Here is a 26,993-nt window from a genome sequence, read left to right on the forward strand (position 1 = left end):
ATCGTCGCGCGCGCGATGGGGCAATATGTCGGCGTTCCGCTGCCGGTCGAGGATGCGCGCATCAGCCCGGCGGGAAACAGCATCCTCGTCAAGGCTGCGTCGCAACTCTATTTGGTCGACATGCCGGCCAGGAGCGACAAGACGCCCGTGGTCAATGTCACCACCGGCGGCGCCCGTGCACGGCTGACCCGTGAGGGTGCCGATTTCGTCGCCTGGTCGCCCGATGGCAAGACGATCACCTGGTCGGTCGGTTCGACCTGGCGGGAGGTATCGACTGCGGCGGCCGAGAGCGGCGGCACCGGTGCCGCCGAAGCGGCGGCGCACCGCATCGAGCTGCCGGTCGAACAGCCGCGTGACGTGCCGCAGGGCAAGCTGGTGCTGCGCGGCGCGACCGTGTTGCCGATGGAGGGTGCCGAAGCCATTGCGGATGCCGATGTGGTGGTCGACAAGGATCGCATTGTCGCGGTCGGCTCGCGCGGTACCGTGCCGATCCCGGCCGGCGCCACGATCCGCGACGTGTCCGGCAAGTTCATCACGCCGGGCTTCGTCGATACCCATGCCCATTTCTTCGGGATCCGCCGCGGTGTGCACGAGCGCGGCTATTGGGAATTCGCTGCGAACCTCGCCTTCGGCGTCACCTCGTCCCTCGAGGTCCAGCCCTTCACCACCGACGTCTTTGCCTATGAGGACATGATCGATGCCGGCATGATGGTCGGCCCGCACCTCTGGACCACGGGGCCCGGCGTCTTCGTCAACAGCGAGATCCGTTCGAAGGCGGACGCGCTCGACGTGCTCAAGCGCTATCGCGACCATTACCGCACGCGCAACATCAAGGCGTATATGGTGGGCGACCGCGCCGCGCGGCAGCATGTCATCCAGGCCTCGCAGGAGCTCGGCATGATGCCGACGACCGAAGGGGCGAGCGACCTGGTGCTCGAGCTCACCCATGCGATCGACGGTTTTTCGGGCAATGAGCACAGCATGCCGGTCACGCCGCTGCGCGACGATGTCGTCCGGCTGATGGCGGCGAGCGGCATCTCGTACAACCCGACCCTGTCGGTGCTCTATGGCGGCGGACCGGCGCTGTTCGACTTCATCATCACCAAGCGTCCGCAGGACAATCCCAAGCTGCGCGCCTTCACCCCGCCCGCTGTGCTTGCCGAGAAACTGCGCAACCGCCACTGGATGCCGGCCGAAGGTCAGTCCTATGCTCTGTTCGCTGCCGACGCGTCGCGGCTGCAAAAGGCTGGCGTGCTTGTTGGCATCGGCAGCCATGGCGAGATGCAGGGGCTCGGCTTCCATTGGGAGATGGAAGCGCTGGCGAGCGGCGGGGCGACGCCGATGGAGGTGTTGCGCGCCGCAACGATCGATGGCGCGAGGATCATCGGCCATGCCGACGACGTCGGCAGCATCGCGCCGGGCAAGTTTGCCGACCTGCTGATCCTCGATGCCGATCCGCGCATCGATATCCGCAATAGCCAGCGGATCGAGGCAGTGATGAAAGCCGGGCGGCTCTACGACCCCGATACGCTCTCCAGCAGCTGGCCCGACATGCGGCCCGCACCCGAAAGATGGTTCGCCCGCGAGGCTCCATCAGTGACGCCCGGCCTGGCATCATGATCTCGTCGCGCGCGCTCGGGAAATGGTGCCTGGTGCACAAATGGAGCAGCCTCGTCTGCACATTATTCCTGCTGATCCTGTGCTTGACCGGGCTGCCGCTGATCTTCCACGACGAGATTGACGGCCTGGCCCGGAGCGGACAGGCGCGCATCGCGGCGCGGCCGGGCGAGTCACTGCTTGCCCTCGACGAGATCGTCGCGGTGGCGTTGCGCGAGAAGCCCGGCGACGTGCCGCTCTATATGAGCTTCGACGAGGACCGGCCGGTGGTGAACATCACCACGGGCCCTGAGCCGCATGCGCCCGAAAGCCGGATGTCCTTCTTTCCGATCGATCGCCGCACGGGCAAGGTCGCCGAGGCCGAGCGTGGCGGCGGCATGATCGATGTGCTGCTCCATATCCACAAGGACCTCTTCCTCGGCATGCCGGGCATGTTGTTCCTCGGGCTGATGGGGCTGCTCTTCTTCACGGCCGTGATCTCGGGCGTGGTCATTTATTCGCCCTTCATGCGCAAGCTCGATTTCGGCACGGTGCGGCGGAGCAAGTCCGTGCGCATCAAATGGCTCGACTGGCATAATCTGCTGGGCGTGGTCACGCTTGCCTGGGCCGGGGTCGTTGGGCTGACCGGCACGATCAACACGCTCGCCGATCCGATCACCGCCTGGTGGCGGGCCGACGAACTGGCGGCGATGACGCCGCGCGCCGACGGTCCGGTCGAGATCTATCGTCCCGGCGTTGCGGGCCGGGCGGTTGCCGCCGCGATGACGGCGGCGCCAAATATGCGGCCGCAGTTCGTGGCGTTTCCGGGCGCGGCGTTCAGCAGCAACGGCCATCTCGCGGTGTTCCTGCAGGGCGCGACGCCGCTTACCAAGAAGCTGCTCACGCCCGTGCTGGTCGATGCGCGAACCGGCAAGGTCGATGCGATCGCCCCGATGCCCTGGTACATGAAGGCGCTGCTGCTTTCCCAGCCGCTGCACTTTGGCGATTATGGCGGCATGCCGATGAAGATCCTGTGGGCGCTATTCGATCTGGTGACGATCGTGGTGCTGGGCAGTGGGCTCTATCTCTGGCTGGGCAAGCGCAAGCGGCCCCGCGCGGCGACATGATCGCCCCATACAGACCGCTGCTGGTCCCGCTGCTGCTTGCGATCACAAGCCTTGCCGGGCTCGTCGCGGGGCTGCTTGGCGAAGGCCCGTGGGACATGGCTGCATGGTTGGGCCTTGCCGCGCCACTCGCCGCGATCGCATGGAGCTGGCGGCGCTCGCGCTAGAAGGTCGTGGTCCGCGGAGCTTCACGGCATTCCGCAAGCGTGGCCGTCAAGCGCCCAGCTCCGGCCGGAAAGGCCGGTGGAGTCACTTCCCAAAAGCGGACGTTCCCCTGAGGCGCGTTTCTCGTTCCACGCTACGCGCTTATGCTGGAAAGCAATTCGTCGAGCTGATCCAGCTGCTCCGGCAATCCGGCCGCCGAGCCCTGCAATGCCTCCTCGAGCGCCTCCCTGGACGGATAGGCTTCGTGGAAATTCACCAGCGTCTTCCCGCCCTGGTCCTCGAAGGTCACGGTCGTGATCGCGCCTTCTTCGCCCTCGTCGTTGGTCCAGACGATGCGCTCGTTCGGGATTACCTCGAGATACTTGCCGTGGAAGGCCATGGTGTCCGACCCGCCGGCGGCGAATTCCAGCCGGTATTTGCCGCCGGTCCGGACGTCCATGTCGCACGCTACGAGCGAAACGCCGGATAAGGATTTCGGCATCCACCAGCGCTGGAACAGCTCGGGCTGGCTCCACGCTTTGTAAACCACGCTCGGCGGCGCATCGAATGTCCGCGTTACGACGAGTTCGCGATCCCCTATGCGCTCGACGGACGTGCGGTTCTGCGCATCACCTGCATTGCTAGCTTGCTGATTCATCGTTTCCCTCCTGTTTCATTTCGCTGATGATTTCGTCCAGTACCTCGAAGCGGGCCTCGAAGAGCTTGCGATGCGCCTCGATCCACTCGGCCTCCGCCTTGAGGCCGCTTTTCCCAAGCTTGCAGGTTCTCACCCGTCCGACCTTCTGCGTGACGACGAGTCCCGCCCGCTCGAGAACCTGGACGTGCTTCTTCATGCCGGTCAGCGTCATCTGGAACTTGTCCGCGAGACTGGTGATCGACGCGTTCCCTCGTCCAAGCTGATCGATGATCCCGCGCCGGGTCGCATCGGACAGCGCCGCAAATGAGAGATCGAGGGGAGGGCTTGAATACTGAACCATATAGTTCAGTGTCTAACCTGCTCGCGCAGAAAACGCAAGCCTCCCGAACTTTCTCTGCCGTAGACCGGTCATTCGAGATCAGATGTCGCGAGAACGGGTGCCGGGGCTCGCAAATGAAGTCCCGGCCTTGGCAGGGCTCACCACTTGAAGCGCAGTGATCCCGTCACGGTGCGTGACGCTCCGAAATAGCAGGAATTGGAGAAGGGGCAGGCGCTGATGTAGCGCTTGTCGAGCAGGTTCGCTGCGTTGAACGCCGCGCTCCACCCCTCAGCGAGTTGCCGAGAAACGACAGGTCGTACCCGATCAGCGCATCGACCAGGGTGAAGTCGTCGGTCGTGAACGCCTCGAACGTGGTGACGTTGTTGACCACCTTGTAGCTGGTCGATCCCCCGATCCGCTGACGTAACGTACGCCCGCGCCCAGCGAGAGGCCGCCGATGGCACCGCCCGCGCCGCCGCGGCCGAGGTCATAAGAGAGGAATCCCGTCGCCTGCCATTCCGGCGTGCCGAGCTGACGCGTGCCGGTGGTGGTCGGCGTGCCGCTATTGGTCGCCGTCGGCCGCACCGCCGGCGAACCCTGCGTGATGATCGCGTCGGTATAGGCGCCCGCGAGGATCACGTCGAAGCCCGGCGTCACTTCGCCGCGGCCCTCCAGTTCGACGCCGCGCACGCGCACCTCGCCGATCTGCACCTGCGAATTGGCCGGAATGGTGCCGGTGCCAGCCAGTGGGTCGGGCGCGGGCACCTTCTGACGCTTCAGCTCATAGACCGACAGGGTAAACAGCGCCTTCGCGCCCCTGGGCTGGAACTTCAGTCCGCCCTCGATCATCTTGCCGGTCACCGGGTCGAACGGCACGCCGAGATAGGTGGTGCCCGTCTGCGGCTCGAACGATTCCGAATAGGAGACGTAAGGAGACAGGCCGATCGCGGTTTCATAGAGCGCGCCGACCCGCGCAGTGAACGCGGTCTGCGACAGCAACGTCACGTTGTTCGCCGCCAGCTTCTTGTTGATCGAGGTCTGGTGATACCAGTCCCAGCGGCCGCTCGCGATCAGCTGCAGATTGCCGAGTGATAGCTGATCCTGGAGGTACACGCCCACCTGATCGCGCTTGCTGTAGGTGTTCACATAGGCGGCGGAGAGCGCCTTCAGGTCGAGGCTGGGCAGCGTTCCGCCATAGACCGGGTTGAACAGGTTGAGGTTCGGAATGCTGGTGACCGGATTGGCGGTCACGCCGGTGTTGAACTGCTGGAAATTCTCACCCGAGATGAACTGATAGTCGACGCCCACCAGCACATTGTGCTCCAGCGGCCCGGTCGCGAACTTCGCGTTGAAGTGATTGTCGATCGTCAGCGTGTCGAAATCCTCGTCCGCGCCGCCGCCGCCGCGGGAGATATTGCTGTAATCGGTATTGCGGTTCACCCCTGTGCCGGTGGTCAGGAAGCCCGCGACATAGAGCTGGCGGTAGCTCAGATTGTTGTTCTGGAAGCGGAAGTTCGAGCGGAAGCTGAGATGTTCGTCGAAATCGTGGCGAAACAGCGCCGTGATCGACTGCGCCTTGTGGTTATAGCGCTCATAGCCCGGATCACCGGTATTGATATGCAGCGGCACCTTGCCCGCCGGGTTGGGCAGCACGGTGCCATAAGCCGGAACGCCCGAATAACCGCCACCCGAGGGCGAATGCTGGTAGTTGGCGATCAGCGTCAGGCTGGTGTCCGGCCCCGGCGCGAAGGTCAGCATCGGACTGATGTGATAGCGTTCGCTGAACGTGTCCCAAGTGAAGCCGTCGCTCTTCTGCCAGCCGCCGACGATGCGGGCCAGCAGCTTGCCGTCGCCGGTGAGCGGCTGATTGACGTCGGCCACCGCGCGAACCGCGTTGTAATTGCCGACCTGCAATTCGGCGCGTCCGAACGCGTTGGCCTCGGGAATCTTGCTGGTCAGATTGACCAGGCCGCCGGGAGTCGAATTGCCGTAGAGAACCGAGGCCGGCCCCTTCACCACATCGACCTGGTCGATGCGATTGAAGTCGATCTGCGGGGTTGAATAGGGGCCCGCGAGCAGCCGCATCCCATCGAGGTACACGCCCGGTGCGAAGCCGCGCAGCAGCAGCTGGTCGTAGCGGGTCACGGTGCCGCCGCGCTGGTTCGCCGCCACGCCGGCGACATAGCCGAGCGCCTGATTGATCGACAGCACGTTGCGCCGCTCCAGCTCCTCGCCGTCGATGACGGTGATCGATTGCGGCGTCTCGATCAGCGAAGTGTCGGTCTTGGTGCCGGTGCCCGTGCCCTTTTCGCGCAGGCCGGTGACGACGATCGTGTCATGGGGTGATGCCTGCGTCTCCTCCGCCGTCGCATTCTTGTCCTCCTCCGCCGCGAATGCCGTCGGTGCGAGCGCCAGTCCGGCCGCCGCCAGAGTGGCGCGCGAAACGGACCACAGGACTTGATTGAACGAGCGGCGCATGCTTCCCCTATTTGCTATTGATAACGATTCGCAGCGGCTGGTAGGGACGACGTGCCCATATTGCAAATGCGAATCAACATCAGAGGAGTCGGAATGAGCGAGGCGAGTGCGACATCGAAGCGAGGCGGGGCCCCTGCGGCGATGGCGCTGCGCTGCGTCACTGCATTGCTGGGTGGGTACGCCGCCAGCGCGGGCACCGCTGCCCTGGTCGCCCGCATCCTGCCGATCGCGCGTGTCGAGGCCACCAGCTGGGCGATTATCCTCAGCTTCCTCTTTTATGCGTGCGTGGCGCTCTGGGCCTTTCACGAGCAACGGCTGCTGCGCGTCTGCATCCTTATCTGGGGCATTGCGGCGGTGACGATCGGCCTGGCGCTGCTGATCGGCGTGCGTCCGTGAGTGCTCCGTCGCTCCGCAAGTCGATGGCATGGATCCATGGCTGGATGGGCCTGCTCGCCGGCTGGATCCTGTTCGCCATGTTCCTGACCGGTACCGCCAGCTATTTCCGTCCCGAGATCACCCGCTGGATGCAACCCGAGCTGCGCCCGCAGCCCGTTGCCCCGGCGGACGCCGCTTCCGCCGCCGTCCGCTACCTCCAGCGCACCGCGCCCGCCGCCGAGCAATGGTATATCTACCTGCCGGACGCGCGCACGACCTCCACCCGCGTCGTCGTACGCGACAAGCCCACGACGCCGCCCGCGCCGCGCCGCCCGGAAATCCGCCTCGATCCCGCCACCGGCGAACCGCTCCGCGCCCGCGAAACGCGCGGCGGAGAACATTTCTATCGCTTTCATTTCCAGCTTCAGTTGCCGCATCCCTGGGGCCGCTGGCTCGCGGGCCTGTGCGCCATGTTCATGCTCGCCGCGATCATTTCCGGGGTGATCACTCACAAGCGGATCTTCATGGATTTCTTCATGCTGCGCTGGGGCAAGGGACAGCGCAGCTGGCTGGACGCGCATAATGTCTCGGCAGTGCTCGCGCTGCCCTATCACGCGATGATCACTTATACCGGGCTGATCACCCTCGCCCTGATGTACATGCCCTGGCCGATCGCCGCCAATTACGCCAAGCCCGCCGCCTTTGCCGCCGAGGCATATGGCATCGAACCCGACCCGCCCGCTATCGGCCGTCCTGCCCCGCTCGTCTCCGTCGCGCCGCTGGTTCGGTCCGCCATCCAGGAATGGCAAAGCGAGCCGCCCGGCCGCATCGTCATCCGCAACCCCAATGACGCCACCGCGCGGATCACGATGCTGCGCGAAGGGACGGCGAGCCTCAGCACGCGTCAGGGCGCGATCACCTGGTCCGGCAGCGACGGCCGCCGCCTTTCGGTTTCGCCACCGCCCGGTCCCGCCGTCCGCACCGCCGCAGTGATGCTCGGCCTGCATCTCGGCTGGTTCGCCGATACCGGACTGCGCTGGGTGCTCTTCGCGCTGGGGCTCACCGGCACCGCGATGGTCGGCACCGGCCTGGTGCTGTGGACCGAAAAGCGACTGCGCAAGACCGCCTCGCCGATCGGCCATGCCGTGGTCCAGCGGCTCAACATCGGCACGATCGCCTGCCTGCCCGCCGGCATGGCCGCCTTCTTCCTCGCCAACCGCCTGATCCCGGTAGCGATGCCCGATCGCGGGGCGCTCGAGGTGTCGGCGATGTTCTACACTTGGTTCGGCCTTGCCGTGCTCACGTGCCTGCGCCCGGTCCGCCGCGCCTGGCCGGAAGCGCTCGGCATAGCCGCTGCGGCCTTTCTCGCCGTGCCGCTGGTCAACATGGCCACGACCGATCGCGGCCTGCCGCAATCGATCGCGCAGGGCGATGGCCTGTTCGTCGCTTTCGATCTCGTCATGCTCGGCAGCGCAATTCTGCTGGGATTTGCCGCCCGGCAGGCGAACCGTATCGCGTACCGCGTGTCCCAGCGAGAATCGGCCCCTGTCGGGCTCGATCAGGAGCGGCTTGCCCATGCCGCTTGATATTGTCGCAGCCGCTTATGTCGGCTTTCTCTGCCTGGCCGTCGCCACGCGTCGGATCCGCCCTGCGATGCCCTTGTTGCGCGCGATCACACCGCGGGCGCTGCGCATCGGCGGCGGCCTGCTGCTCGCCTTGGCGCTCCTGAGCGGCGCGGCTCGCCTCGGTGTGGCCATCGGGATCGTCGCCTGGATAGCGGCGCTCGCCATCGCGGCAGTTGCGCTGGTCCTGCTGCTTTCGCGCTCACCCAACATCGCGTTCGTGGCAGCTGCACCGATCGCCCTAGCGGGGCTGGCCGCAAGCCTGATCGGATGAGCCTTACGAGAAATTGCCCGAGCCCTTCATGAAAATGGAGGAGCGGTCGATATCGCCTTAGGCGGTGAACCGGCGTTTCGACACGCAATTGTCGTCGACCAGATCCCAATCCACGTCGATTCCGAGCCCCGGCCCAGTCGGCGCGTGGATGTTGCCGTCGGCATCCATGAAGTCGCGAAGGCTCTGCTTCATCGGCACCTGAAAGGTATCCTCGGGCACGAACAGCTCGAAATATTCCGAATTGCGCACCGCGCAGGCGACATGGACATTGGCCACGTCCATCGGGCCCATCGTCGTGGTGTGCAACTCGCAGTTCATGCCATGCGCTTCGGCCAGATGGCAGACCTTGAGCGTGCCGGTGATGCCGCCCTTCCACGATACGTCGGCGCGGACCATGTCGACGGCATTGTCGCGTATCGCCTGCGCCACGCCCCATGGGCCGCCGCGCGTGGTTTCGGTGCCGACGATCGGGATGTCGACCGCGGCGCTGAGCTTGGCATATTTGTCGAGCTCGTAATCGCGGAACGGCTCTTCGAGCCAATAATAATCGAGGCTCTCCATGTGCCGGGCGACCTTGATCGCTTCGTGGAGCGTGTATTCGGCGACGGGATCGCTCATCAGTACCATGTCGGGGCCGACTGCCGCGCGGACCGCGGCGTGGATTTCCATGTCCATGCTGCTCGGGCCGCACGGATGGACCTTGTACGCCTTGAACCCGCGCGCCTTGTAGGCCAGCGCCTCCCGCACATAATCTTCGACGCCGGGCAGCCACAGGCTGCTGGCATAGACCGGCAGGCTTGTCCGGTAGCTGCCGATATATTGGTGCAGCGGCAGCCCGGCGGTGCGCGCCGCGGCGTCCCATAGAGCCACGTCGATCGGGCCGGGGAGGAATATCGGGAAGAAGGCGCCGTGGCGGTCGATATTCCAGAAATCGTGCCAAATCCTCTCACGATCATGGATGCTGCGGCCGAGGATCACCGGCGCGATCACGTCGGACAGGTAGGCATCGGTGACCGCGCCCGACCGCGCCGCCCAGAAAGTGGCCACGCCTTCGACTCCGTCCGAAGTGGTGATTTTGCCGACACCATAGCTCCACGGCATCGGCGCGGCGCCCTGCCGGTCCTCGTCGAACAGGCCCTTGGGACGATTGCAGATCCACGTCTCAAACGTCTCGATGTGCATCGCGCCTTCGTCTCCGATAAACTTGTCTTACAGGATAGGGCGGCTACATCCGGGTCACAACATCAAAATTAGGGGAGGACGGAGTGGGCGCGTCGCCATTGCTGCTGGCTAATGCGCGGGGGTGACGGCAGGAAATACGAGGTCAGATCTAATCGGCCGGCCCATCGTCAACGATCGGGCCGAGGATCGCGTTGATCGCGTCGTCGAAATGCTGCTCCATCGCTTGCGCAGCCCGGCTCGGATCCTTGTCGATCACTGCCTTGGTGATTTCGACGTGCAGGTCCTGGACGCGCTGGAGCTTGGGCGTGGCCGCCCAACGTTCGAGCCCCTCGAGCATCGACGCCTGGATCAGCTGGCGGAACGCCTCGATCAGCAGGGGATAAAGCGGGTTGCCGGTCGCCTTGGCCAAAGTCATGTGCAGCCGCATGTCGAGCTCGGCGTAACGATCGGCATCGCCGAGCAGCCCGGCCATCTCGTCGATGATCGCCTGAAGCGCCGCGGCGTCCGCATCGGTCCGGCGCGATGCGGCGAGAGCGACCATCGTGATCTCGATCCCGCGACGCATTTCGAGAATGTCGGGCGCTCCGGCCTGGCCGATCAGGACGGCATTCTCGATCACGCGCGAGATCATCTCACCGTCGACCGAGACGATCGTCGCCCGCTTGCCGACCGCCATCTCGACCAGACCGGTCGCGGCCAGCGCGCGCATTGCTTCGCGGACCACCGGGCGGCTGACGCCCAGCGTCGTGCTGATCGCAGTCTCGCTCGGCAATTTCGATCCGGGGCGCAGGCGCTGGGTCGCCACGTGATCGCGGAGATATTCGATCACGAGATCGACCAGCCCGCTTTTCGAAGCAATGATCACGGGTTCATTCGCGATTGCCGGCAAATCATCTCTCCCCAGAGCGCGCCGTGTGCCCAGCCTGTCTTACCGCATTTAGCAGCGGCTCGACGCGCGGAAAGCAAAAACTGGCTTGCCTTGCCACTTCAAATGCTCCAAACCTGTAATACAGGATGGCAAACGCGTCGTGCGGAAATTGCGGTCCCGGAGAGGAAGCGACCCCATGACCCCCATCGTCAGCGCGCCCGCCGCGACGGTTACGGCGCCGGTCGCTAAACCCGTCGGTCGCTATCGCTGGGTAGTGGTGGCCTTGCTCTTCGCATCGACCACGATCTGCTACGTGGACCGCCAGATCTTCGGGCTGCTGAAGCCCACGCTCGACGCCGAACTCGGCTGGTCCGAGACCGAATATGGCGACATCGTCGCGGTCTTCTCGCTGATGTACGCCTTCGGCTATCTGTTCGGCGGGCGGATGATGGACCTGATCGGCGTGCGGCGCGGGCTCGGCCTGGCAGTCGCCGGGTGGAGCGTCAGCGCGGCATTGCACGGACTGATGTCGAGCGTGATCGGCTTCAAGTTCGCGCGCGGCGCGCTCGGCCTCGCCGAGGGCGGCAATTTTCCGGCGTCGATTAAGGCGGTGCGCGAATGGTTTCCCGCCAAAGAACGCGCCTTCGCGACCGGATTGTTCAACGCCGGCAGCAATATCGGTGCGATCGTCACGCCGATCTCGCTGCCGTTCGTCGTGGCGGCGGTCGGCTGGCGCGCAGCGTTCCTGATCGCCGGCGCGCTCGGACTGATCTGGCTGGTGCTCTGGCTTTACTTCTACGAGGCGCCCGAACGGCAGCGCCGTGCCTCGGCCGAGGAGCTTGCCTATATCCGCAGCGACGGTGCGCCGAGCCCTGAACGCGCGCCATGGCTGTCGCTGTTCCGCTATCGCGGCACCTGCGCCTATGCTTTGGGCATGCTGCTGACCAGCCCGGTCTGGTGGTTCTACCTCAACTGGGTGCCCGGCTTCCTCCACACCCGCTTCGGCATGAACATGATGGCGTCGATCGCGCCGCTGGTGACGATCTATCTGGTTGCCGATGTCGGCAGCATCGCCGGCGGCTGGATCTCCTCGCGGCTGGTGCAAAGCGGAATGGCCGCGGTGCGTGCGCGGATCGTGGCGATGGCGTTCATGGCGGCGTGCACCGTGCCGGTGGCGTTCGTGTCCGGCGTGTCGAACATGTGGAGCGCAGTGCTGCTGATCGCGCTCGCGGCCGCCGGGCATCAAGGGCTGTCCGCCAATCTCTACACGATCGTATCGGATACGCTCCCCGCACGCGCCGTCAGCTCCGTCATCGGCATCGGCGGCTTCGCGGCCGGCATCTGCGGGATGTTCGTCGCGATGGCCGTGGGGCGCATCCTCGACGCGACAGGCGGCAATTACATGGTCCTCTTCATCGGCGCGGGGTGTGCATACCCTCGCCGTATTGCTCATGGCGCTGATCCTGCGCCGCTCCTTCCGCATGGAAACCCGATGACCGACGACGCGCTTTTCGACCTGTTCCGATCCGAGCTGTACACCCCGGTGGTCGGGGACGTGCTCGATACGCTCGGGCTCGTTCACCAGTTCCTGCCGCAGCCGGTCCAGCCGATGCTGACGGGCATGAAGCTGGTCGGCCGGGCGATGCCGGTGCTGATGATCGACGTCTATGGCATGCAGGCGCAGCCGTTCGGCAAGCTGACCGAGGCGCTCGATCAGCTCGAGCCTGGCGACGTCTACCTCGCCAGCGGCGGCGCGATGCGCTGCGCCTATTGGGGCGAGATATTGACCGCGACGGCGCGACGGCGCGGAGCGAACGGCGCAGTGATCAACGGCTATCACCGCGATACCCCGCAGGTCCTCGAGCAGGACTGGCCGGTGTTCAGCCGCGGCCGATATGCGGCGGATTCGGGGGTGCGGACCAAGGTGATCGACTATCGCTGCCCGATTGAAGTGGGCCAGGTGACGATCCAGCCTGGCGATCTCGTGTTCGGCGATCTCGACGGCGTGCTGGTCATCCCGCGTGCAATCGAGGTGGAAGTGGTCGAGCGCGCGCTGGAAAAGGCGCGTGGCGAGAAACTGGTGCGCCGGGCGATCGACGCCGGCATGTCGAGCACCCAAGCCTTCGCGAAATACGGCATCCTGTGAGCATCGCCTTCCAGATCCACGCGGCCGACAATGTCGCGACCTTGCTCGGCGATGCCGAGGATCGCGTATCGCTGCGCGGCGAAGCGGCGGGCGATGTCGTGTTGCTCCGGCCGATCGCACTGGGACATAAGGTCGCGGTCGCCGATATCGCGGCGGGCGCGGCGGTGGTGAAGTTCGGCATTCCGATCGGCACCGCCAGCACCGCAATCGCGCGCGGCGACTGGGTTCATCTGCACAATTGCACCAGCGGCTTCGACGAGCGCTCGGGCGATTTCGACGTGATCACCGGCGCCGGGAAGGACATGCGCTATGACTGAGCCGTTCGATCGCAGCTGGACCGGCTGGCTGCGCCCCGACGGGCGCAAGGGCGTCCGCAATCTCGTGCTGGTGATCTACACCGTCCAGTGCGCCGCGCATGTCGCCCACGCCATCGCCGCGGGCGAGGACGACGTCCAGGTCATCGGCTTTCCGGGCTGCTACGACAATCAATATGCCATCCGGCTGGTGCTTTCGCTGGCGCGGCATCCGAATGTCGGCGCGGTGCTGTCGGTCGGGCTGGGGTGCGAATATACCCAGCCGGCGCGGATCGCCGAGGCGGTGGAGAGGAGCGGGCGCCCGGCCGACGCCTTCTTCATTCAGGATGTCGGCGGCACGCGCTCGTCGACCGAAAAGGGCAAGGCGATCGTGCGGGGCTTGCGCGATCGTATCCACCGCGAGACACCGCGGGTGCCGATGGGGTTCGCCGATCTGATCCTCGGTGCCGAGTGCGGCGGATCGGACGGGACCAGCGGGCTGGTCGGCAATCCAGCGGTGGGGCGGCTGTTCGATCGCGTCGTCGACGCCGGCGGCTCGGCGATCTGCGAGGAGATCGTCGAGATGATCGGCCTGCGCGAAATCATCCTCGCCCGCGCCGCCGACGATCGCGCCCGCGGCGAGCTGGAGGCTGCCTATGCCAAGGCCGAGCGTTACTGCCGGGAAGTGCGGCAATATTCGGTGTCGCCGGGCAATTTCGCCGGCGGGCTAACGACGATCGAGGAAAAGAGCATGGGCGCCTTCGCCAAGAGCGGATCGCGCCCGCTGCAGGGCGTGATCAAGGTCGGCGAGACCCCGCCCTGGCCGGGCATGTGGGTAATGGATTCAGTGCCCGACGATCACTTCATGCAATTCGGCTACACCAATCCCAACGACACCGAGGGGATCATGGACCTGATCTCGGGGGCAGCCAGATCGTCTTGTTCATCACCGGGCGGGGCAGCGTAATCGGATCGCCGGTGTCGCCGCTGATCAAGGTGACCGGCAACAGCCGCACGTTCAGCCGGATGCACGAGGACATGGATTTCGACGCCGGCCGGGTGCTGGCGGGCGAGATGACGCTCGATCAATGCGCCGACGAGCTCGGCACGATGGTCGCCGACGTCGCTGCCGGCACGCCGAGCAAGCCGGAAGCATTGGGGCACAGGGAGTATTTCGTGATGTACAAGCACCAGGACACGCCGGATCTCGATCGGGGTGCCGCAGTGCCGCTTGATCCCGCATCGGCATTCCGCCTCGACGGCGAAGTCGCACTGATCACCGGCGGCGGATCCGGGCTGGGCCTCGGCATGGCGCGCGCGATGCACGGCGCCGGCGCGCAGGTCGTGCTGGTCGGGCGCCGGGCGGACATGATCGAGAGCGCGGCGGAGGAGCTGGGCGAAGGCGCATTCTGGGAAGTCGCCGACGTCACGGCCTATGACAGCATTCCCGCGCTCATCGAGCGGATCCGCGAACGGGTCGGGCCGATCTCGATCCTCGCCAACAATGCCGGGCACAATTTCAAGAAATTGGCGGTCGACACCAGCGTCGAGGAATTCAGCGGCATGCTCGACACGCACGTGCTCGCCGCGCACAATCTGACGCGGCTGGTGCTGCCGGGGATGCTCGAGGCTGGGCATGGCAGCATCCTGTTCACTGCGTCGATGACCTCGCTGCTCGGCATGCCGGGCGTGATCGCCTATTCGGCGGCAAAATCAGCCTATGTCGGCATGGTCCGCGCGCTGTCGGTCGAAGTCGCGGGGCAGGGCGTGCGGGTGAACGCGATCGCGCCCGGCTGGATCGAATCACCGATGTTGCGCAAGGCGCTCGACGGCGATCCCGCGCGTTCGTCGCGCATCCTCCAGCGCACCCCGATGGCACGCTTCGGCGAAGCCGAGGATATCGGCCTCGCCGCGGTCTATCTCTGCTCGCCCGCCGCAAAGTTCGTCACCGGTGTCTTGCTGCCGATCGACGGCGGCGCATCCCAGGGATTCTAACAATCATGACCACCGAAGCGCCCTTGGCGCCGCATCCCGATCGCCTGCTTCCCGCCGATCCCGAGACCCGCGCGATCGCTCGCGAACTCTATCGCTCGGTCAAGGATCTGCCGATCATCAGCCCGCACGGGCACACCGATCCGTCATGGTTCGCCGAGAACCAGCCGTTTCCGGATCCCGCGTCGCTGTTCATCATCCCCGATCACTACATCTTCCGGATGCTCTACAGCCAAGGCGTGCCGCTCGAAGAACTGGGCGTGCCGCGGATCGACGGCGGCTGGACCGAGACCGACATGCGGAAGATCTGGCGCCGCTTCGCCGAGAATTTCCATTTGCTGCGCGGCACGCCCAGCCGGATGTGGCTCGATTATGCGTTCCACGAGATACTCGGGATCACCGAACGACTGTCGCCGACCAATGCCGACCGGATCTACGACCAGATCGACGTCCAGCTGAAGCGGCCCGAATTCCTGCCGCGGGCCTTGTTCGAGCGGTTCGGGATCGAGGCGATCGCGACCACCGAGAATCCGCTCGACGATTTGCGCCATCACAAGGCGATCAAGGCGAGCGGCTGGAGCGGCCGGGTGATGACTGCGTTCCGCCCCGACAATGTCACCGATCCCGAGCATCCGCGCTTTCGCGAGGATCTGCCCGAACTCGGCCGGATCACCGGCGAGGATGTCGGGACCTGGGAAGGCTATCTCGCGGCATTGCGCCAGCGGCGGCGTTATTTCATCGAGCATGGCGGCGCGACTTCGACCGATCACGGCCACCCGACCGCACACACCGAGAATTTGCCGCAGGAAGAGGCCGCCGTGCTCTACAGCCGTGTCGTCTCGGGCACGGTCAGTGCCGGGGAAGCCGAGCGGTTCCGCGGGCAGATGCTGACCGAAATGGCGCGGATGAGCCTGGACGACGGGCTGGTGATGCAGATCCACCCGGGCGCGCTGCGCAGCCAGAATCCCGCGGTCACCGGCACTTTCGGCGAGGCCAAGGGCGACGACTGGCCGTCGCCGACCGAATATGTCCGCGCGCTCAAGCCGCTGCTCAACGCCTATGGCAACGAACGCGACCTGACCATCATCCTCTTCACGCTCGACGAAAGCACCTATGCCCGCGAGATCGCGCCGCTCGCCGGCCATTATCCCGCGCTCCGGATCGGGCCGGCCTGGTGGTTCCATGACAGCCCCGAGGGGATGATGCGCTTCCGCGAGCAGGTCACCGAGACCGGCGGCTTCTACAACACCGTCGGCTTCAACGACGACACCCGGGCATTCTTCTCGATCCCCGCGCGGCACGATCTGAGCCGCCGCGTCGATTGTGCGTTCCTCGCCCGGCTGGTCGCCGAACATCGCCTGGAGCGCGACGAGGCGTTCGCAGTGGCAAAGGACCTTGCGTATAATCTGGTGAAGGCGGCGTATCGGCTGTGAAGGCTGACAATCCTCCCCCGCCAGGGGGAGGTGGCGCCGAAGGCGACGGAGGGGAGGACTCCCGACAGAAGTTGCTGCCGTCCTCCCCTCCGTCAGCTGCGCTGACACCTCCCCTTGCGGGGAGGATTACGTCAAGTCTCCACCACCACCGGCGCGCCGTTCACCCGGACATTCTCCAGCTTCAGCCCCGGCACGCCTTTGGCGATCAGCTTCATCCGTTTCGGGTCGGTCAGCGTCACGTCCACATCGCGCAGCGTGAAGTTGGAGACCGCCGTCGTCGCATTGCCGCTGATGTTGCCGAAGCCGCGCGTCGTGCCCTTCACATCCTCTATGACAATGTCGCGGATGATCCCGCCCGGCGGCTTGCCCGGCACCTTGGTGCCATGGGTCAGGCGGGCGTTGACGATCAGCCCGATCGCGGGATCATCGGCACCGAAATTGGGCTTGTTGTAGCCGTAGAATATTTCCCCGCGGTGCCAGAAGCTGACCGGCTGCGGCGCTTCCTGTAGGCGCACGCCGCGGACGTGGAGCCGCTCATAGACCTGGCCCGGCGTGTCGGGGCGGATCTTGAAGCGGATGGTGGGGATGTCGCCGACATTGACGATCCGCTCGACCTTGATGTCGCGCATCACCGTGCCGTTGCTGCCGAAGGTGACGCAGCCCAGGCCATATTCGAAGATGCAGTCGTGGATGTGGATGCGCTCGACCGGCGGCGCCTCGCTATAGGCCGCAGCACCCGGTCCCTGCGTGCCCTTCAGCGCGATGCAATCGTCGTCGACCGAGAAGCGGCAGCGGCGCACGGTGATGTCCTGGCAGCTGTCGAGGTCGATCGCGTCGCTGCTCGGCGCGCGAATGACGTGCGGCACTTCGTACGAGCAATCCTCGATGATCGAACGGCGGCAGCGATACATGTGCAGGTTCCAGAACGCCGCATCCTTGAACGTGACGCCGCTGATCAGCACGTCGTCGCAGTCCTGGATGAAGGCGATCTGCGGGAAGGGATAATAGACTTTGGTCGTGCCGACATGCTCCTCGGGCGCGTTGAAGAACATCCGCCAGAACGGATCGCCATTGCCGTCGAGCGTGCCCGGACCGGTGATACGCAGGCCGTGATTGCCGGTCGCGTTGATCAACGCCATGCGTAGCGCTTCCGGATAGGCTTCGCAGAAGCGGCGCAGCACCAGCGGATAGTCCGCGAGACTCGCCGATCCCTTGAGCACCGCGCCTTTGCTCAGCTCGAGGCCGACGCCGGGTTTGAGCACGATCGATCCGGTGAGGAAGACCCCGCGCGGCACGACGATCGCGCCGCCGCCCGCCGCGGCGCACGCGTCGATCGCCTTCTGGATCGCGACGGTGTTCACCGTGACGCCGTCCGCCACTGCACCATGGCGGCGTATGTCGACCCGGCGTTTCGGCGCGGCGAGTGCAGGCAAAGCGGGCAATGCGCAGAGCAATGCGCCCGATGCCAATTGCAGCGCTTCGCGACGCGTCGGATCCATATTCCACTCTCCCTGCTGATGGCCCTGCACGGGGCAAATTTGTATGTTGTCTTACAGGTTAATCTGTCTTACAGGTTTGTCTACCGAGAACTTAAATCAAAACATATCGGGGAGGATTTCGGGATGATTTCGCGTAAGGATTCTGTGCGCGCAACGGTGTCGGCCACAGCGCTGGCGATCGGGCTTGCGCTGTCTTTTCCGGCGCTTGCGCAGACGGATACCACGCCTCAGCCGGATGCGAACGGCGGCCAGCCAGCCGAGGCCGAGCAGGACGAGATCGTCGTTACCGGCTTCCGCGAGTCGCTCAGCGACGCGCTGGCGATCAAGCGCAAGGAAACCGGTGTGGTCGACACGATCACTGCCGAAGACGTCGGCAAATTCCCGGATTCGAACCTCGCTGAATCGATGCAGCGTCTGCCCGGCGTCGCGATCACCCGCGGTGACGGCGGCGAAGGCAAGACGATCTCGGTACGCGGTCTCGGTGCGCAGTTCACCCGCGTCAGGCTGAACGGCATGGAGGGCACCAGTTCGGCAGGATCCTCCGACATCCGCTCCGGCTATGTGTCGTCGCGCTCGTTCGACTTCAGCACCTTCGCATCGGAATTGTTCAGCTCACTGACGGTACGCAAGACCATGTCGGCGGACATCGAGGAGGGATCGCTCGGCGCGACGGTGGATCTCCAGACACCGCGGCCGCTCGAATCCGCTCAGGATTTCACCTCGCGGCCAGCGCCCAGGGTACCTATGACGATCTGCGCCGCAAGATCAGCCCGCGCGTGACCGGGCTGATCTCGAAGAAATTTCTCGACGACACGTTCGGCGTCGCCGCTTCCGTCGCCTGGACCAAGCGCTACACGCGCGAGGAAGGCTGGTCGGCAGTCGACGTAATCAGCGGACGGCTGAACCGCTTCTGCTCGCCGGCCGGCTACGCGCCGCAGAGCCCCGGCAACAGCGCGCTGAACGGCACGAACGCCGCCAACTGCTCGACCGGCAATCCGCGCTTGCCCAACTCGTCCACCAATGTCGCCAATTACGAGCTGGTCGACAATCTCGGCACCTTCATCCCGCGCAGCCCGCGCCTTGTCCGCTCGGACCAGGATTATTCGCGTTTCGGCGCGACCCTGACTCTGGAGGCGCGACCGGACGACAATACGCACTTCGCGCTCGACGCCCTGTTCTCGCGTTATGACGTGACCCGCAGCGACCAGACGATCACCGCGATCTCCTTTTCGCGCAACGCCGGCCAGCATGGCAGCGCCGAAACCTCGGTGCTGGAGGCGGAGCGCGATCCGAACGGCACGTTGCTTTATGGCCGCTTCAACGGCGTCGATCTGACCAACGATCTGACCTACAGCAAATACACGACGACGTTCAGCCAGGTGAATCTGTCGGGGTCGCGTGATTTCGGCGGCTTCGTGCTCGATGGCTATGTCGGCATGTCGCGCACCATCTACGACAAGCCGGTGCGAACGCAGATCGCGACGTTCGCGAACAACGTGAACAACTTCTCCTTCGACTTCCGGGGTGACCGCCGCTTCCCGACGATGAACTGGGGCGTGGACGTCGACAATCCGGCCAATTTCGTGTTCGGGCCGCCGTCCGCCGACGGCACGGTCAACGGCACGCTGGCGATGCAGCGCAGCCGCGACGAATCGAACAACCTGACCGCAGAGCTCAACGGCACGCTGGATCTGATCGAAGGCGTCAAATTCCGCGCCGGCGGATCGTACCGCGAGGCCGAATATCAGCGCTGGAGCCGCGACCGCGTGACGCAGAATCTCGCGCCGAGCCTTCCTGCCGGCACGACGATCGCGCAGCTGACCACGCCGATCGGCGACTTCGGCCGCTCGCTGCCGGTGGAGACCATCTCCAGCTGGGCCGCGCCGGACTATGCGAAGTTCAACTCGGTGTTCAACTTCGAGAGCCAGACCGGTGCCTATGCGCTCAATCCGCCGCAGCTGGGATCGCTGAAGGAGACGGTGAAGGGCGGCTACGCCATGTTCGACTTCACCGGCGATCTGTTCGTGCCGGTGCGCGGCAATCTGGGCGTGCGGTACGTTCACACCACGCAGCGCGGATTCGGCGCGATCAACGGCGTACCCACCACGCTGACCCGCGATTATGAGGATTGGCTGCCCTCCGCGACTCTGACCTTCGACGTGACCGACAAGCTGATCTTCCGCCTGGCCGCGGCGAAGGTGATGACCCGGCCCGAACTGGGCGACCTGATTCCGGGCAACGTATCGATCGCGCAGAACACGCGCACCGTGTCGGCGGGCAATTTCCTGCTCAACCCGATCCGCGCCAAGACCGCCGATGTCAGCCTGGAATATTATTTCGGCAAGACCGGGATCATCGCGGTCGGCGGCTTCTACAAGGACATCGACAGCTTCATCCAGACGCGACAGGTCAATGTCCCCTTCAGCCAGACGGGCCTGCCGCTGTCGCTGCTCGCCGGATCGGGCAACACCGGGGATACCGAATTCACCTTTTCGACCAAGAACAACACCCCCGGCGGCCCGCTGAAGGGCGTCGAGGTCAACATCCAGTCGGGCTTCGAATTCCTGCCCGGCTTCCTGTCGCATTTGGGGGCGTTGGCGAACTTCACCTACGCCGAATCCGACATCTCCTATTGCAACGATGCCGCGTGTCAGGCGCCGATCGAGGCGGCATTGGTCAACCTGTCCAAATACACCGCCAACGGCACGCTCTATTACGAGGACAGCAAGTTCAGCATCCGCGCCAGCGGATCGTGGCGCGACAAATTCCTGCTGCGCGTGCCGTCGGGCCGCGCGGGCAGCGACGTGCAGGGCAACAACTCGGCATTCTTCGTCGACGCCACGGCGTCCTACCAGTTGACGCCGAGCGTCCAGCTGCGCGTCGAGGCACAGAATCTCACCAATCAGGAACTGGGCTTCTACGTGGATTCGGTGCGCCAGGACTCGCTCTACAGCACCTATAGCGGGCGCAAATTCTCGGCCGGCGTCGCGGTCAAATTCTAGGCCCTCGGGAAGCGCCAGAAGAGCAGAGCCCGGTCCGTTCGTCGGGCCGGGCTTTGCCAATTCAGGGACGGAGAGCGGAATGGCTCATCGAGTCGGACGTCGTAACTTTCTGGGCGGTGCGACGGGCGCGGCGGCGGCATTGTCGTTCGTTCCGTCTGCGCTGGCGCAGGAGCATGCGGCGCCGCAGACGGCCCAGGGGCCGACCCTGCTCCCCTATCAGGAGCGCACGCGGGCCGATCGCATGCGCTGGTGGCACGAGGCCAAGTTCGGGATGTTCATCCACTGGGGGCTGTACAGCGTCATCGGTCACCAGGAGTGGGTGCTGGAATCCGAGGGGATCCCGATCCCGCAATATGAACGGCTCGCCCGGCACTTCAACCCGAAGCCCGGCTGCGCGCGCGAATGGGCCCGCCTCGCGAAGCGCGCCGGCCAGAAATACATGGTGCTCACCGCCAAGCATCATGAGGGCTTCTGCCTGTGGGACAGCAAGCTCACCAATTACAATGCGGCGAAGCAGGGTCCGCGCCGCGATCTCGTTCGCGAATTCGTCGAGGCGGCGCGCGCCGAGGGGCTGAAGGTCGGGCTCTATTATTCGCTGATGGACTGGCACCATCCAGACGGCGAGACCTGTGCGACCGATCCTGCCGCGCGCGAACGATTCGTGGCGTACACGCACGGGCTGATCCGCGAGCTGCTGACCAATTACGGAACGATCGACATCCTCTGGTACGACGTCACCTTGCCGCTCACGCCCGAGCAGTGGCGCGCGGAGGCGATGAACGCGATGGTGTTCGATCTCCAGCCGCAGATCATCGTCAACAACCGCAACGGCCTGCCCGGCGATTTCTCGACCCCCGAGCACAAGGTCGCGGCGGACAAACGCGCGTGGGAGACGTGCGAGACGATGAATTTGGGCTGGGGGTACCAGCGCACCGACGACGAGTGGAAAAGCCCGAAGCGGATCGTCAACGACCTTACGTTATGCGTCCAGCAGGGCGGCAATTATCTGCTCAACATCGGCCCCGACGCGGCGGGCGAGGTGCCGGCGGAGTCGGTGCGCGTGCTGGAGGCGGTGGGCGACTGGCTGAAGACCAACGGTGCGGCGATCTGTGGCGCGCACGGGCGCGCAGCCGATGCGTTCGGCAACTACGCCAATTTCACTGCCTCGGGGAACACGCTCTACGTCCATGTCTATTTCTGGCCGTCGAAGACGCCGGCGGCAGCGTGGCTCGATTTCTTCGGACCCGGGACAGTGGTCGCGGTGGGCGGCGTGCGCGCCCGGGCGCTGTCGGCACGATTGCTCGGAACCGGCCAGCCGGTGCACTTCACTCAGGACGCGGTATCGCTGCGGCTGACCCGCCTGCCCGAGGTAGCGCCGGATTCGCCGACCACCGTGATCGCCGTCGAATGCGACGGGCCGGCCTTTGTCGATCACCATCTGATCCGGCCGGAGTGGAAACGGTACGGAGTCGGTACCGTCGCCTAGCCGCGGGAGAGCCGGGTCGCGCGCAGCCCGGCCGGCCCACGAGTGAGCCGAACTCGGTCGCCCTTACGTAGCTTCACATCGAGGATCGCATCGCCCGATCGGACGCGGACATCGCCGTCGCTGCCGGCGGTCAGCACCGCTTCTTCCAGCGCGCCGGCGGACCAGACGATATCGACGCCGATATTGCCGCGCGCGCGCAGGCCCGACGCGCGGCCGCTGGGCCAGAGGCGCGGCAGCGCGGGCAGCAGATGGATCATGCCCGAATGGCTCTGCACCAGCATCTGGCCGATCCCGGCCGCGCCGCCGAGATTGCCGTCGATCTGGAACGGCGGGTGGGCGTCGAACATGTTCGGATAGGTTCGGCCCGGCTGCAGCAGCATCTTGAGCACCTTGTACGCCCGTTCGCGTTGCTCGAGCCGCGCCCAGAGGTTGATCCGCCACGCAAGGCCCCAGCCGGTAGCGTCGTCGCCGCGGATCTCCAGCGAACGCTGCGCCGCCTTGGCCAGCGCCGGGGTTCGCTGCAACGAGATCTGGTCGCTGGGATATAGCGCGTAGAGATGGCTGACGTGGCGGTGGTTGATCTCGGGTGCCTCGACATCCCAGTCTTCGAACCATTCCTGCAGCTGCCCGGCCTTGCCGATCTTGTCGGGCGGGAGCTTCGCCAGCGCGGCCGCGATCTCGGCGCGCAGCCCGGCGTCCTTGCCGAGCAGGTTCGACGCCGCGATCGTCCGGCTGAATAGGTCGCGCAGCAATTGGCTGTCCATCGCCGGCCCGGCGCAGATCGACACGCCGGGATGGTGCGAATTTTCGGGCGAGTTGGACGGGTTCATCACCAATTCGCCGGTGCGCGGATGCGGCGTCAGCGCGTCGAGATAGAAAAGGCACGACGATGTCATCAGCGGATAGAGCCGCGCGAGGAAATCCCGGTCGCGTGAATAATCCCAATGATCCCAGAGCGTGTTGAGCAGCCACGCGCCGCCCATCGGCCACATGCCGTGGAGCGCCGCCGAGTTGACCGTCGCCTGCCGAAACAGATCGGTGTTGTGGTATGCCACCCAGCCGCTGGCGCCCCAATCGTTGCGCGCAGTGCGTTGTCCGGTGATCGCCAGATCTTCGGTCATGCGCAGGAGTGGTTCGATCAGTTCGCCGAGATTACCGCTATCGGCGAGCCAGTAATTCATCTCGGCATTAATGTTGAGCGTCCATTTGGATTCCACGGCGGCGCAGTCCGCTCATTCCAGATGCCTTGCAGATTGGCGGGCTGGGTGCCGGGACGCGACGAACTGATCAGCAGATAGCGCCCGAACTGGTAATAAAGCGCGGCGAGCGCGGGGTCGTCGAGGTCGGCGGATCGGGCGATGCGCTGGTCGGTCGGCAGGTCCGCCGCCGGACTGCGCCCGAGATCGATCGAGACGCGGCGGAACAGTCGCCGGTGCTCGGCCTGATGCGCGGCGAGCAGATCCGGCCAGCTCTTCGTTTTGGCGTCCGCGATATGCGCGCGTGCGATGGCCGACGGATCGGCGCCCACGTCATCGAAGCGGCGAAAGCTGGTGGCGGTGGCGACCAGCAATATGACTTCGTCGGCGTCCTCGATGCGGATGCCGTCGCGCCCCATGGTCTGGCGGCCCCCGCTGCGCCGGACATGGACCCGCGTCTCGAAGCGGATTCCGCCGGGGACGCCATGCTGCGCGGGGCCGATACCGCGCAGGAAGATCGTGTCGTCGCCCTCGACCGTGATCTCCGCATCCTGCGGCGTCGACAAGGCAAGGGTGACGTTTACCGAGCCGCTCGGCGCATCGGTGGTCAGGCGCAGTGCGATCACGCGATCGGTGGCGGACGCGAACGCCTCGCGCAGATGGGTGACGGTGCGGACCTTGAATCGCGTGCTTGCGATCGCCCCGTCGACGTCGAGTGACCGCCGATAATTCTGGGCATTCTCGATCCCGGGAAACAGCAGCAGCAGGTCGCCGATCGGTTGGTACGACATCTGGCGCCTAGGCCGCGCGACCAGCACTTCGTCGGCAAGGTCCTGCGCTTCCTTGTACCGCCCTGCCAAGACCAGTTCGCGCACCCGCGGCAGACCGGCGCCGGCCTTCGGATTGGTGCCGTCATAAGGCGACCCGGCGAAGAAACTGTCTTCGTTGAGCTGGATGCGTTCGTTGGCGATTCCGCCGAACACCATCGCGCCCAGCCGACCGTTGCCGATCGGTAGCGCCTGTACCCACTCGGTCGCGGGGGCATCGTACCATAACAGGTTCGAATCCTCGGCCACAGCGGCGTGGGCGGGCAGGGCAGTCGCCAGCGCGACACCGGTGCCGGCCTTGATCGCGGCGCGGCGCGAGAGAAGCGGTGTCATCGGCCCTGTCCGAGCGTGAACAACATCGCCGTCAAGGGCGGGATCGTCGTTGTGCGCGCTGGGCGCCGCGACTGCCTGGTCAGCATCGTCGCATCCCTCGCCGTGGCCGAGGGTCCGGTCAGCACCGTCAGCTTCGCCTCGGGCAAAGTGGGTAATTGCACTGTCACTGGCACATCGCGCTTGTTGATCACCACGATCCGCGTTCGACCCGCCTGCCGCAGCGCGTAATAGCCCAGATACGGATCGGCGGGCGTCGCGCTGGTGTCGAGGAAAGTCGCGCCGTCGAGCAACTGCGCGAACTGCGTGCCGTAATAAAGCGGTCGCCGGGTGAAGCCTTTCGAGGGCGTGCCGACAATCGGGGAGTAATTGCCGTTGCCGCCGCCGTGCCAGTTCACGCCGATCCAGCCGCGCTGCGCGAAGCGCAGCATCGTGTCGGCGCCCCAGATCGCCGCGGCGTGGACGTCCGAGACGCCGATCTTGCCGCCATCCCAGCAGCTGTTCCCCTCCGCCATGCGATAGGGCAGGTCTGCGGTCCGCACCGCCTGTTGCACGATCTCGACGCCCGCCAGCTTGAGCGTCGTCGTCCGGGGTTCGGGATCCATCAATTGGTCGAGCGTCGCCTCGGGCGAACCGGCCGGCCCCATCGCATAGTAATGGCCGGTCAGCATGATGACATCCGGATAACGGTGCGCGACCCCGGCGAACGCCGTCAGATAATCGAGCTTGTTCGAGATGTCGGGTCCGGCGAATTTCACGCCGGGAGCAGCGGCGGCGATCGCCGCGTGGAAGCGATCCCATTCTGCCAGGAAATCCCGCGGTCCCCATTCGGCAGGGCGAAAGCGGTTGCGGAAGGCGTCGGGCTCGTTGCCGATCTGCAGTGCGAGCAGGCGCGGGCCGAGGATGCGCTGGACATCCGCCGCCTCGCGCGCCGCCTGCTCGGGCGTCGCATGGGCGAGCTTGAGCCCGTACAGACAGATCCAGCCGGTGGCATCGAGGAACCCGCGCAGCGTGCGGAGCGCGGCGGTCGAGACGAACATGCCCTGCTTGATCGTCTTGTTGTGCTCGGGACCGAAAATCTCGAACGGCGGCCGCCGTGTCTCGTCGCCGATATAATCGGTATGCTCGCCAGACGACCCGCCGAGGCGCAGATTGCCGGCAGGTGAGAGCCCGCGGACCAGCCGGACGAGTTCCTTGTTGTCCGCCGAGAAATAGCCGGGGTTGGAGAGCTGGGCGCGCTCGAAGGACAGGCCGACGAAATCCTGGGATATGGTCGCGCCGGTGCGGTCCGGGTCGAATTCGAGTTGCACGACAGCACCGCTTGCATAAGCGGAACGCGGCAAGGTGGAGATCACACCTGCAGCCGCCATCATCCGGACGAGATCGCGACGCCGCATGCTTCCTCCCTTGCTCTAATTCATATGATCATCGTATGAATGATCGACTGCAATGACAACGAGATTAATCGATGGGCAAGCAGTCAATCCTGTATTACAGGTTGCGCGAGAGGATGAAAAGCTGAAGTTCTGGACAAGCCCCTTCGCGTTTGGCCTTGGTCTTGGCGGCATGGCTCTGGGTGCGATGCCGGCGTCCGCCCAGCTTGACGGAAATTCCGACGAAGTACGGGTCGGCGCCTATACGCTGCCACCGGTACTCACCATGGCGAACGGGCGGCCGGTAACCGATGCGCGCGGCTGGCGCGAGCGGCGGGCCGAACTGGTGCGGTTGTTCGAACAGTCGATCTACGGCGTGGCGCCGGCGCCTTTGCGGCAGCAGCGCTATGTGATCGACGAACAGGGTGCGGCATTTGGCGGGTTGGCGGTGCGGCGGCAGGTGACGATCCTGCTCGACGGACGCCGCGACGGGCCGCAGATGCGCGTGCTGCTCTATCTGCCCGCGCATATGACGGGCCGGGTGCCGGTGTTCGTCGGCCCCAATTTTCACGGCAATCAGGCGGTCGCCGCCGATCCCGCGATCGCCATCACTCCGAACTGGGTGACCCCGCCACCGGCATCCGCAAAGGCAGCGCCACCGTGCAGTCGCGCGGGATCGACGCGGCGGAATGGCCGATCGAGACGATCCTGAAAGCGGGTTACGGCGTCGCCACGTATTTTACCGGCGACCTTTATCCGGACGACGAGAGCAAGCG

At 65.4% G+C, this 26,993-nt stretch carries 23 protein-coding genes and 1 pseudogene; 15 read left to right on the plus strand and 9 right to left on the minus strand.

Translation table 11 applies throughout. From position 1 onward, the window contains the following. The first annotated feature begins 15 nt into the window (after positions 1-15). Genes PIB19_RS21670 through PIB19_RS21680 form a run of 3 tightly spaced genes read left to right on the plus strand, consistent with a single transcriptional unit; the run spans position 16 to position 2,887 of the window. Positions 16-1,620, plus strand: coding sequence for an amidohydrolase family protein (locus tag PIB19_RS21670; RefSeq protein WP_271238984.1), 1,605 nt, complete (start codon positions 16-18; stop codon positions 1,618-1,620). Beyond that, positions 1,617-2,723, plus strand: a complete 1,107-nt coding sequence (locus PIB19_RS21675; RefSeq protein WP_271238985.1) for a PepSY-associated TM helix domain-containing protein — start codon at positions 1,617-1,619, stop codon at positions 2,721-2,723. The genes PIB19_RS21670 and PIB19_RS21675 overlap by 4 nt, the downstream gene beginning before the upstream one ends. Then, complete coding sequence (locus PIB19_RS21680) at positions 2,720-2,887, plus strand: hypothetical protein (RefSeq protein WP_271238986.1); 168 nt, start codon at positions 2,720-2,722, stop codon at positions 2,885-2,887. The genes PIB19_RS21675 and PIB19_RS21680 overlap by 4 nt, the downstream gene beginning before the upstream one ends. A 131-nt stretch (positions 2,888-3,018) precedes the next feature. Here PIB19_RS21680 and PIB19_RS21685 read toward each other — a convergent pair whose 3' ends face one another. From PIB19_RS21685 to PIB19_RS21695, 3 genes are all read right to left on the minus strand, one after another. Next, complete coding sequence (locus PIB19_RS21685; RefSeq protein ID WP_271238987.1) at positions 3,019-3,522, minus strand: SRPBCC family protein; 504 nt, start codon at positions 3,520-3,522, stop codon at positions 3,019-3,021. Next, on the minus strand, positions 3,506-3,862 hold the full coding sequence (locus tag PIB19_RS21690; RefSeq protein ID WP_271238988.1) for an ArsR/SmtB family transcription factor: 357 nt from the start codon (positions 3,860-3,862) through the stop codon (positions 3,506-3,508). The genes PIB19_RS21685 and PIB19_RS21690 overlap by 17 nt, the downstream gene beginning before the upstream one ends. A gap of 303 nt (positions 3,863-4,165) precedes the next feature. Further along, entirely contained in the window at positions 4,166-6,319 is a 2,154-nt protein-coding gene (locus tag PIB19_RS21695; RefSeq protein WP_271238989.1) for a TonB-dependent siderophore receptor, read from the minus strand. A 93-nt stretch (positions 6,320-6,412) separates the two neighbouring features. Here PIB19_RS21695 and PIB19_RS21700 point away from each other — a divergent pair, with 93 nt between their 5' ends. Genes PIB19_RS21700 through PIB19_RS21710 form a run of 3 tightly spaced genes read left to right on the plus strand, consistent with a single transcriptional unit; the run spans position 6,413 to position 8,590 of the window. After that, a complete protein-coding gene (locus PIB19_RS21700; protein WP_271238990.1) occupies positions 6,413-6,715 on the plus strand; it encodes a hypothetical protein in 303 nt (100 codons plus the stop codon). Between the two features lie 23 nt (positions 6,716-6,738). Further along, positions 6,739-8,280, plus strand: a complete 1,542-nt coding sequence (locus PIB19_RS21705) for a PepSY-associated TM helix domain-containing protein (protein WP_271238991.1) — start codon at positions 6,739-6,741, stop codon at positions 8,278-8,280. Further along, entirely contained in the window at positions 8,270-8,590 is a 321-nt protein-coding gene (locus tag PIB19_RS21710; RefSeq protein WP_271238992.1) for a DUF3325 family protein, read from the plus strand. The genes PIB19_RS21705 and PIB19_RS21710 overlap by 11 nt, the downstream gene beginning before the upstream one ends. Positions 8,591-8,647: 57 nt before the next feature. Here PIB19_RS21710 and PIB19_RS21715 read toward each other — a convergent pair whose 3' ends face one another. After that, complete coding sequence (locus PIB19_RS21715) at positions 8,648-9,772, minus strand: enolase C-terminal domain-like protein (protein ID WP_271238993.1); 1,125 nt, start codon at positions 9,770-9,772, stop codon at positions 8,648-8,650. A gap of 148 nt (positions 9,773-9,920) precedes the next feature. Beyond that, positions 9,921-10,661, minus strand: a complete 741-nt coding sequence (locus tag PIB19_RS21720; protein ID WP_271238994.1) for a FadR/GntR family transcriptional regulator — start codon at positions 10,659-10,661, stop codon at positions 9,921-9,923. Positions 10,662-10,836: 175 nt separating this feature from the next. Here PIB19_RS21720 and PIB19_RS21725 point away from each other — a divergent pair, with 175 nt between their 5' ends. From PIB19_RS21725 to uxaC, 5 genes are read left to right on the plus strand one after another with little or no spacing between them, the layout of a single operon-like run. Then, positions 10,837-12,786 carry an MFS transporter gene (locus tag PIB19_RS21725; RefSeq protein WP_271238995.1) on the plus strand — a complete coding sequence of 650 codons (1,950 nt, stop codon included), beginning with the start codon at positions 10,837-10,839 and terminating at the stop codon, positions 12,784-12,786. Then, positions 12,783-13,103 carry an SAF domain-containing protein gene (locus PIB19_RS21730; protein WP_271238996.1) on the plus strand — a complete coding sequence of 107 codons (321 nt, stop codon included), beginning with the start codon at positions 12,783-12,785 and terminating at the stop codon, positions 13,101-13,103. Before PIB19_RS21725 ends, PIB19_RS21730 begins: the two co-directional genes overlap by 4 nt. After that, positions 13,096-14,046 carry a UxaA family hydrolase gene (locus PIB19_RS21735; protein ID WP_271238997.1) on the plus strand — a complete coding sequence of 317 codons (951 nt, stop codon included), beginning with the start codon at positions 13,096-13,098 and terminating at the stop codon, positions 14,044-14,046. Before PIB19_RS21730 ends, PIB19_RS21735 begins: the two co-directional genes overlap by 8 nt. Continuing rightward, a complete protein-coding gene (locus PIB19_RS21740) occupies positions 14,019-15,074 on the plus strand; it encodes an SDR family oxidoreductase (protein ID WP_271238998.1) in 1,056 nt (351 codons plus the stop codon). The genes PIB19_RS21735 and PIB19_RS21740 overlap by 28 nt, the downstream gene beginning before the upstream one ends. Positions 15,075-15,079: 5 nt before the next feature. Continuing rightward, positions 15,080-16,504 carry a glucuronate isomerase gene (uxaC, locus tag PIB19_RS21745; RefSeq protein WP_271238999.1) on the plus strand — a complete coding sequence of 475 codons (1,425 nt, stop codon included), beginning with the start codon at positions 15,080-15,082 and terminating at the stop codon, positions 16,502-16,504. Positions 16,505-16,635: 131 nt separating this feature from the next. Here the strand turns inward: uxaC and PIB19_RS21750 are convergent, their stop codons facing one another. Next, a complete protein-coding gene (locus PIB19_RS21750) occupies positions 16,636-18,003 on the minus strand; it encodes a glycoside hydrolase family 28 protein (protein WP_271239000.1) in 1,368 nt (455 codons plus the stop codon). On the opposite strand from PIB19_RS21750, the gene PIB19_RS21755 reads away from it, so the two are divergent. From PIB19_RS21755 to PIB19_RS21765, 3 genes are all read left to right on the plus strand, one after another. After that, complete coding sequence (locus PIB19_RS21755) at positions 17,974-18,783, plus strand: TonB-dependent receptor plug domain-containing protein (RefSeq protein ID WP_271239001.1); 810 nt, start codon at positions 17,974-17,976, stop codon at positions 18,781-18,783. The two genes, PIB19_RS21750 and PIB19_RS21755, sit on opposite strands and share 30 nt — an antisense overlap. Then, on the plus strand, positions 18,768-21,005 hold the full coding sequence (locus tag PIB19_RS21760; RefSeq protein WP_271241057.1) for a TonB-dependent receptor: 2,238 nt from the start codon (positions 18,768-18,770) through the stop codon (positions 21,003-21,005). The genes PIB19_RS21755 and PIB19_RS21760 overlap by 16 nt, the downstream gene beginning before the upstream one ends. 79 nt (positions 21,006-21,084) lie before the next feature. Next, a complete protein-coding gene (locus PIB19_RS21765) occupies positions 21,085-22,491 on the plus strand; it encodes an alpha-L-fucosidase (protein ID WP_271239002.1) in 1,407 nt (468 codons plus the stop codon). On the opposite strand, the gene PIB19_RS23875 is transcribed toward PIB19_RS21765, so the two are convergent. The 3 genes and pseudogenes from PIB19_RS23875 to PIB19_RS21780 form a co-directional block, all read right to left on the minus strand. Next, positions 22,488-22,838 (minus strand): glycoside hydrolase family 95-like protein, encoded by a 351-nt coding sequence (locus PIB19_RS23875; RefSeq protein ID WP_443018761.1) that lies wholly within the window; start codon positions 22,836-22,838, stop codon positions 22,488-22,490. The genes PIB19_RS21765 and PIB19_RS23875 overlap by 4 nt on opposite strands. After that, a pseudogene (locus PIB19_RS23880) lies at positions 22,827-24,847 on the minus strand (glycoside hydrolase family 95 protein); the annotation flags it as partial. The pseudogene PIB19_RS23880 and the gene PIB19_RS23875, both read right to left, overlap by 12 nt. Further along, on the minus strand, positions 24,844-26,241 hold the full coding sequence (locus tag PIB19_RS21780) for a hypothetical protein (RefSeq protein WP_271239005.1): 1,398 nt from the start codon (positions 26,239-26,241) through the stop codon (positions 24,844-24,846). The gene PIB19_RS21780 and the pseudogene PIB19_RS23880, both read right to left, overlap by 4 nt. Before the next feature lie 169 nt (positions 26,242-26,410). Here PIB19_RS21780 and PIB19_RS21785 point away from each other — a divergent pair, with 169 nt between their 5' ends. After that, entirely contained in the window at positions 26,411-26,929 is a 519-nt protein-coding gene (locus tag PIB19_RS21785) for a hypothetical protein (protein WP_271239006.1), read from the plus strand. Positions 26,930-26,993: the final 64 nt, after the last annotated feature.

The sequence above is a fragment of the Sphingomonas sp. 7/4-4 genome, from assembly GCF_027941955.1.
Classification (GTDB): Bacteria; Pseudomonadota; Alphaproteobacteria; order Sphingomonadales; family Sphingomonadaceae; genus Sphingomonas.

Excerpts from the sequence above, each read along its gene's own strand:
- PIB19_RS21680 (WP_271238986.1), top strand. The coding sequence starts at position 2,720 with ATGATCGCCCCATACAGACCGCTGCTGGTCCCGCTGCTGCTTGCGATC.
- PIB19_RS21780 (WP_271239005.1), bottom strand. The coding sequence starts at position 26,241 with ATGCGGCGTCGCGATCTCGTCCGGATGATGGCGGCTGCAGGTGTGATC.
- PIB19_RS21685 (WP_271238987.1), bottom strand. The coding sequence starts at position 3,522 with ATGAATCAGCAAGCTAGCAATGCAGGTGATGCGCAGAACCGCACGTCC.
- PIB19_RS21695 (WP_271238989.1), bottom strand. The coding sequence starts at position 6,319 with ATGCGCCGCTCGTTCAATCAAGTCCTGTGGTCCGTTTCGCGCGCCACT.
- uxaC (WP_271238999.1), top strand. The coding sequence starts at position 15,080 with ATGACCACCGAAGCGCCCTTGGCGCCGCATCCCGATCGCCTGCTTCCC.
- PIB19_RS21675 (WP_271238985.1), top strand. The coding sequence starts at position 1,617 with ATGATCTCGTCGCGCGCGCTCGGGAAATGGTGCCTGGTGCACAAATGG.
- PIB19_RS21750 (WP_271239000.1), bottom strand. The coding sequence starts at position 18,003 with ATGGATCCGACGCGTCGCGAAGCGCTGCAATTGGCATCGGGCGCATTG.
- PIB19_RS23875 (WP_443018761.1), bottom strand. The coding sequence starts at position 22,838 with ATGTTCGACGCCCACCCGCCGTTCCAGATCGACGGCAATCTCGGCGGC.
- PIB19_RS21735 (WP_271238997.1), top strand. The coding sequence starts at position 13,096 with ATGACTGAGCCGTTCGATCGCAGCTGGACCGGCTGGCTGCGCCCCGAC.
- PIB19_RS21785 (WP_271239006.1), top strand. The coding sequence starts at position 26,411 with ATGGCTCTGGGTGCGATGCCGGCGTCCGCCCAGCTTGACGGAAATTCC.
- PIB19_RS21765 (WP_271239002.1), top strand. The coding sequence starts at position 21,085 with ATGGCTCATCGAGTCGGACGTCGTAACTTTCTGGGCGGTGCGACGGGC.
- PIB19_RS21700 (WP_271238990.1), top strand. The coding sequence starts at position 6,413 with ATGAGCGAGGCGAGTGCGACATCGAAGCGAGGCGGGGCCCCTGCGGCG.
- PIB19_RS21715 (WP_271238993.1), bottom strand. The coding sequence starts at position 9,772 with ATGCACATCGAGACGTTTGAGACGTGGATCTGCAATCGTCCCAAGGGC.
- PIB19_RS21690 (WP_271238988.1), bottom strand. The coding sequence starts at position 3,862 with ATGGTTCAGTATTCAAGCCCTCCCCTCGATCTCTCATTTGCGGCGCTG.
- PIB19_RS21705 (WP_271238991.1), top strand. The coding sequence starts at position 6,739 with ATGGCATGGATCCATGGCTGGATGGGCCTGCTCGCCGGCTGGATCCTG.
- PIB19_RS21670 (WP_271238984.1), top strand. The coding sequence starts at position 16 with ATGGGGCAATATGTCGGCGTTCCGCTGCCGGTCGAGGATGCGCGCATC.
- PIB19_RS21725 (WP_271238995.1), top strand. The coding sequence starts at position 10,837 with ATGACCCCCATCGTCAGCGCGCCCGCCGCGACGGTTACGGCGCCGGTC.
- PIB19_RS21710 (WP_271238992.1), top strand. The coding sequence starts at position 8,270 with ATGCCGCTTGATATTGTCGCAGCCGCTTATGTCGGCTTTCTCTGCCTG.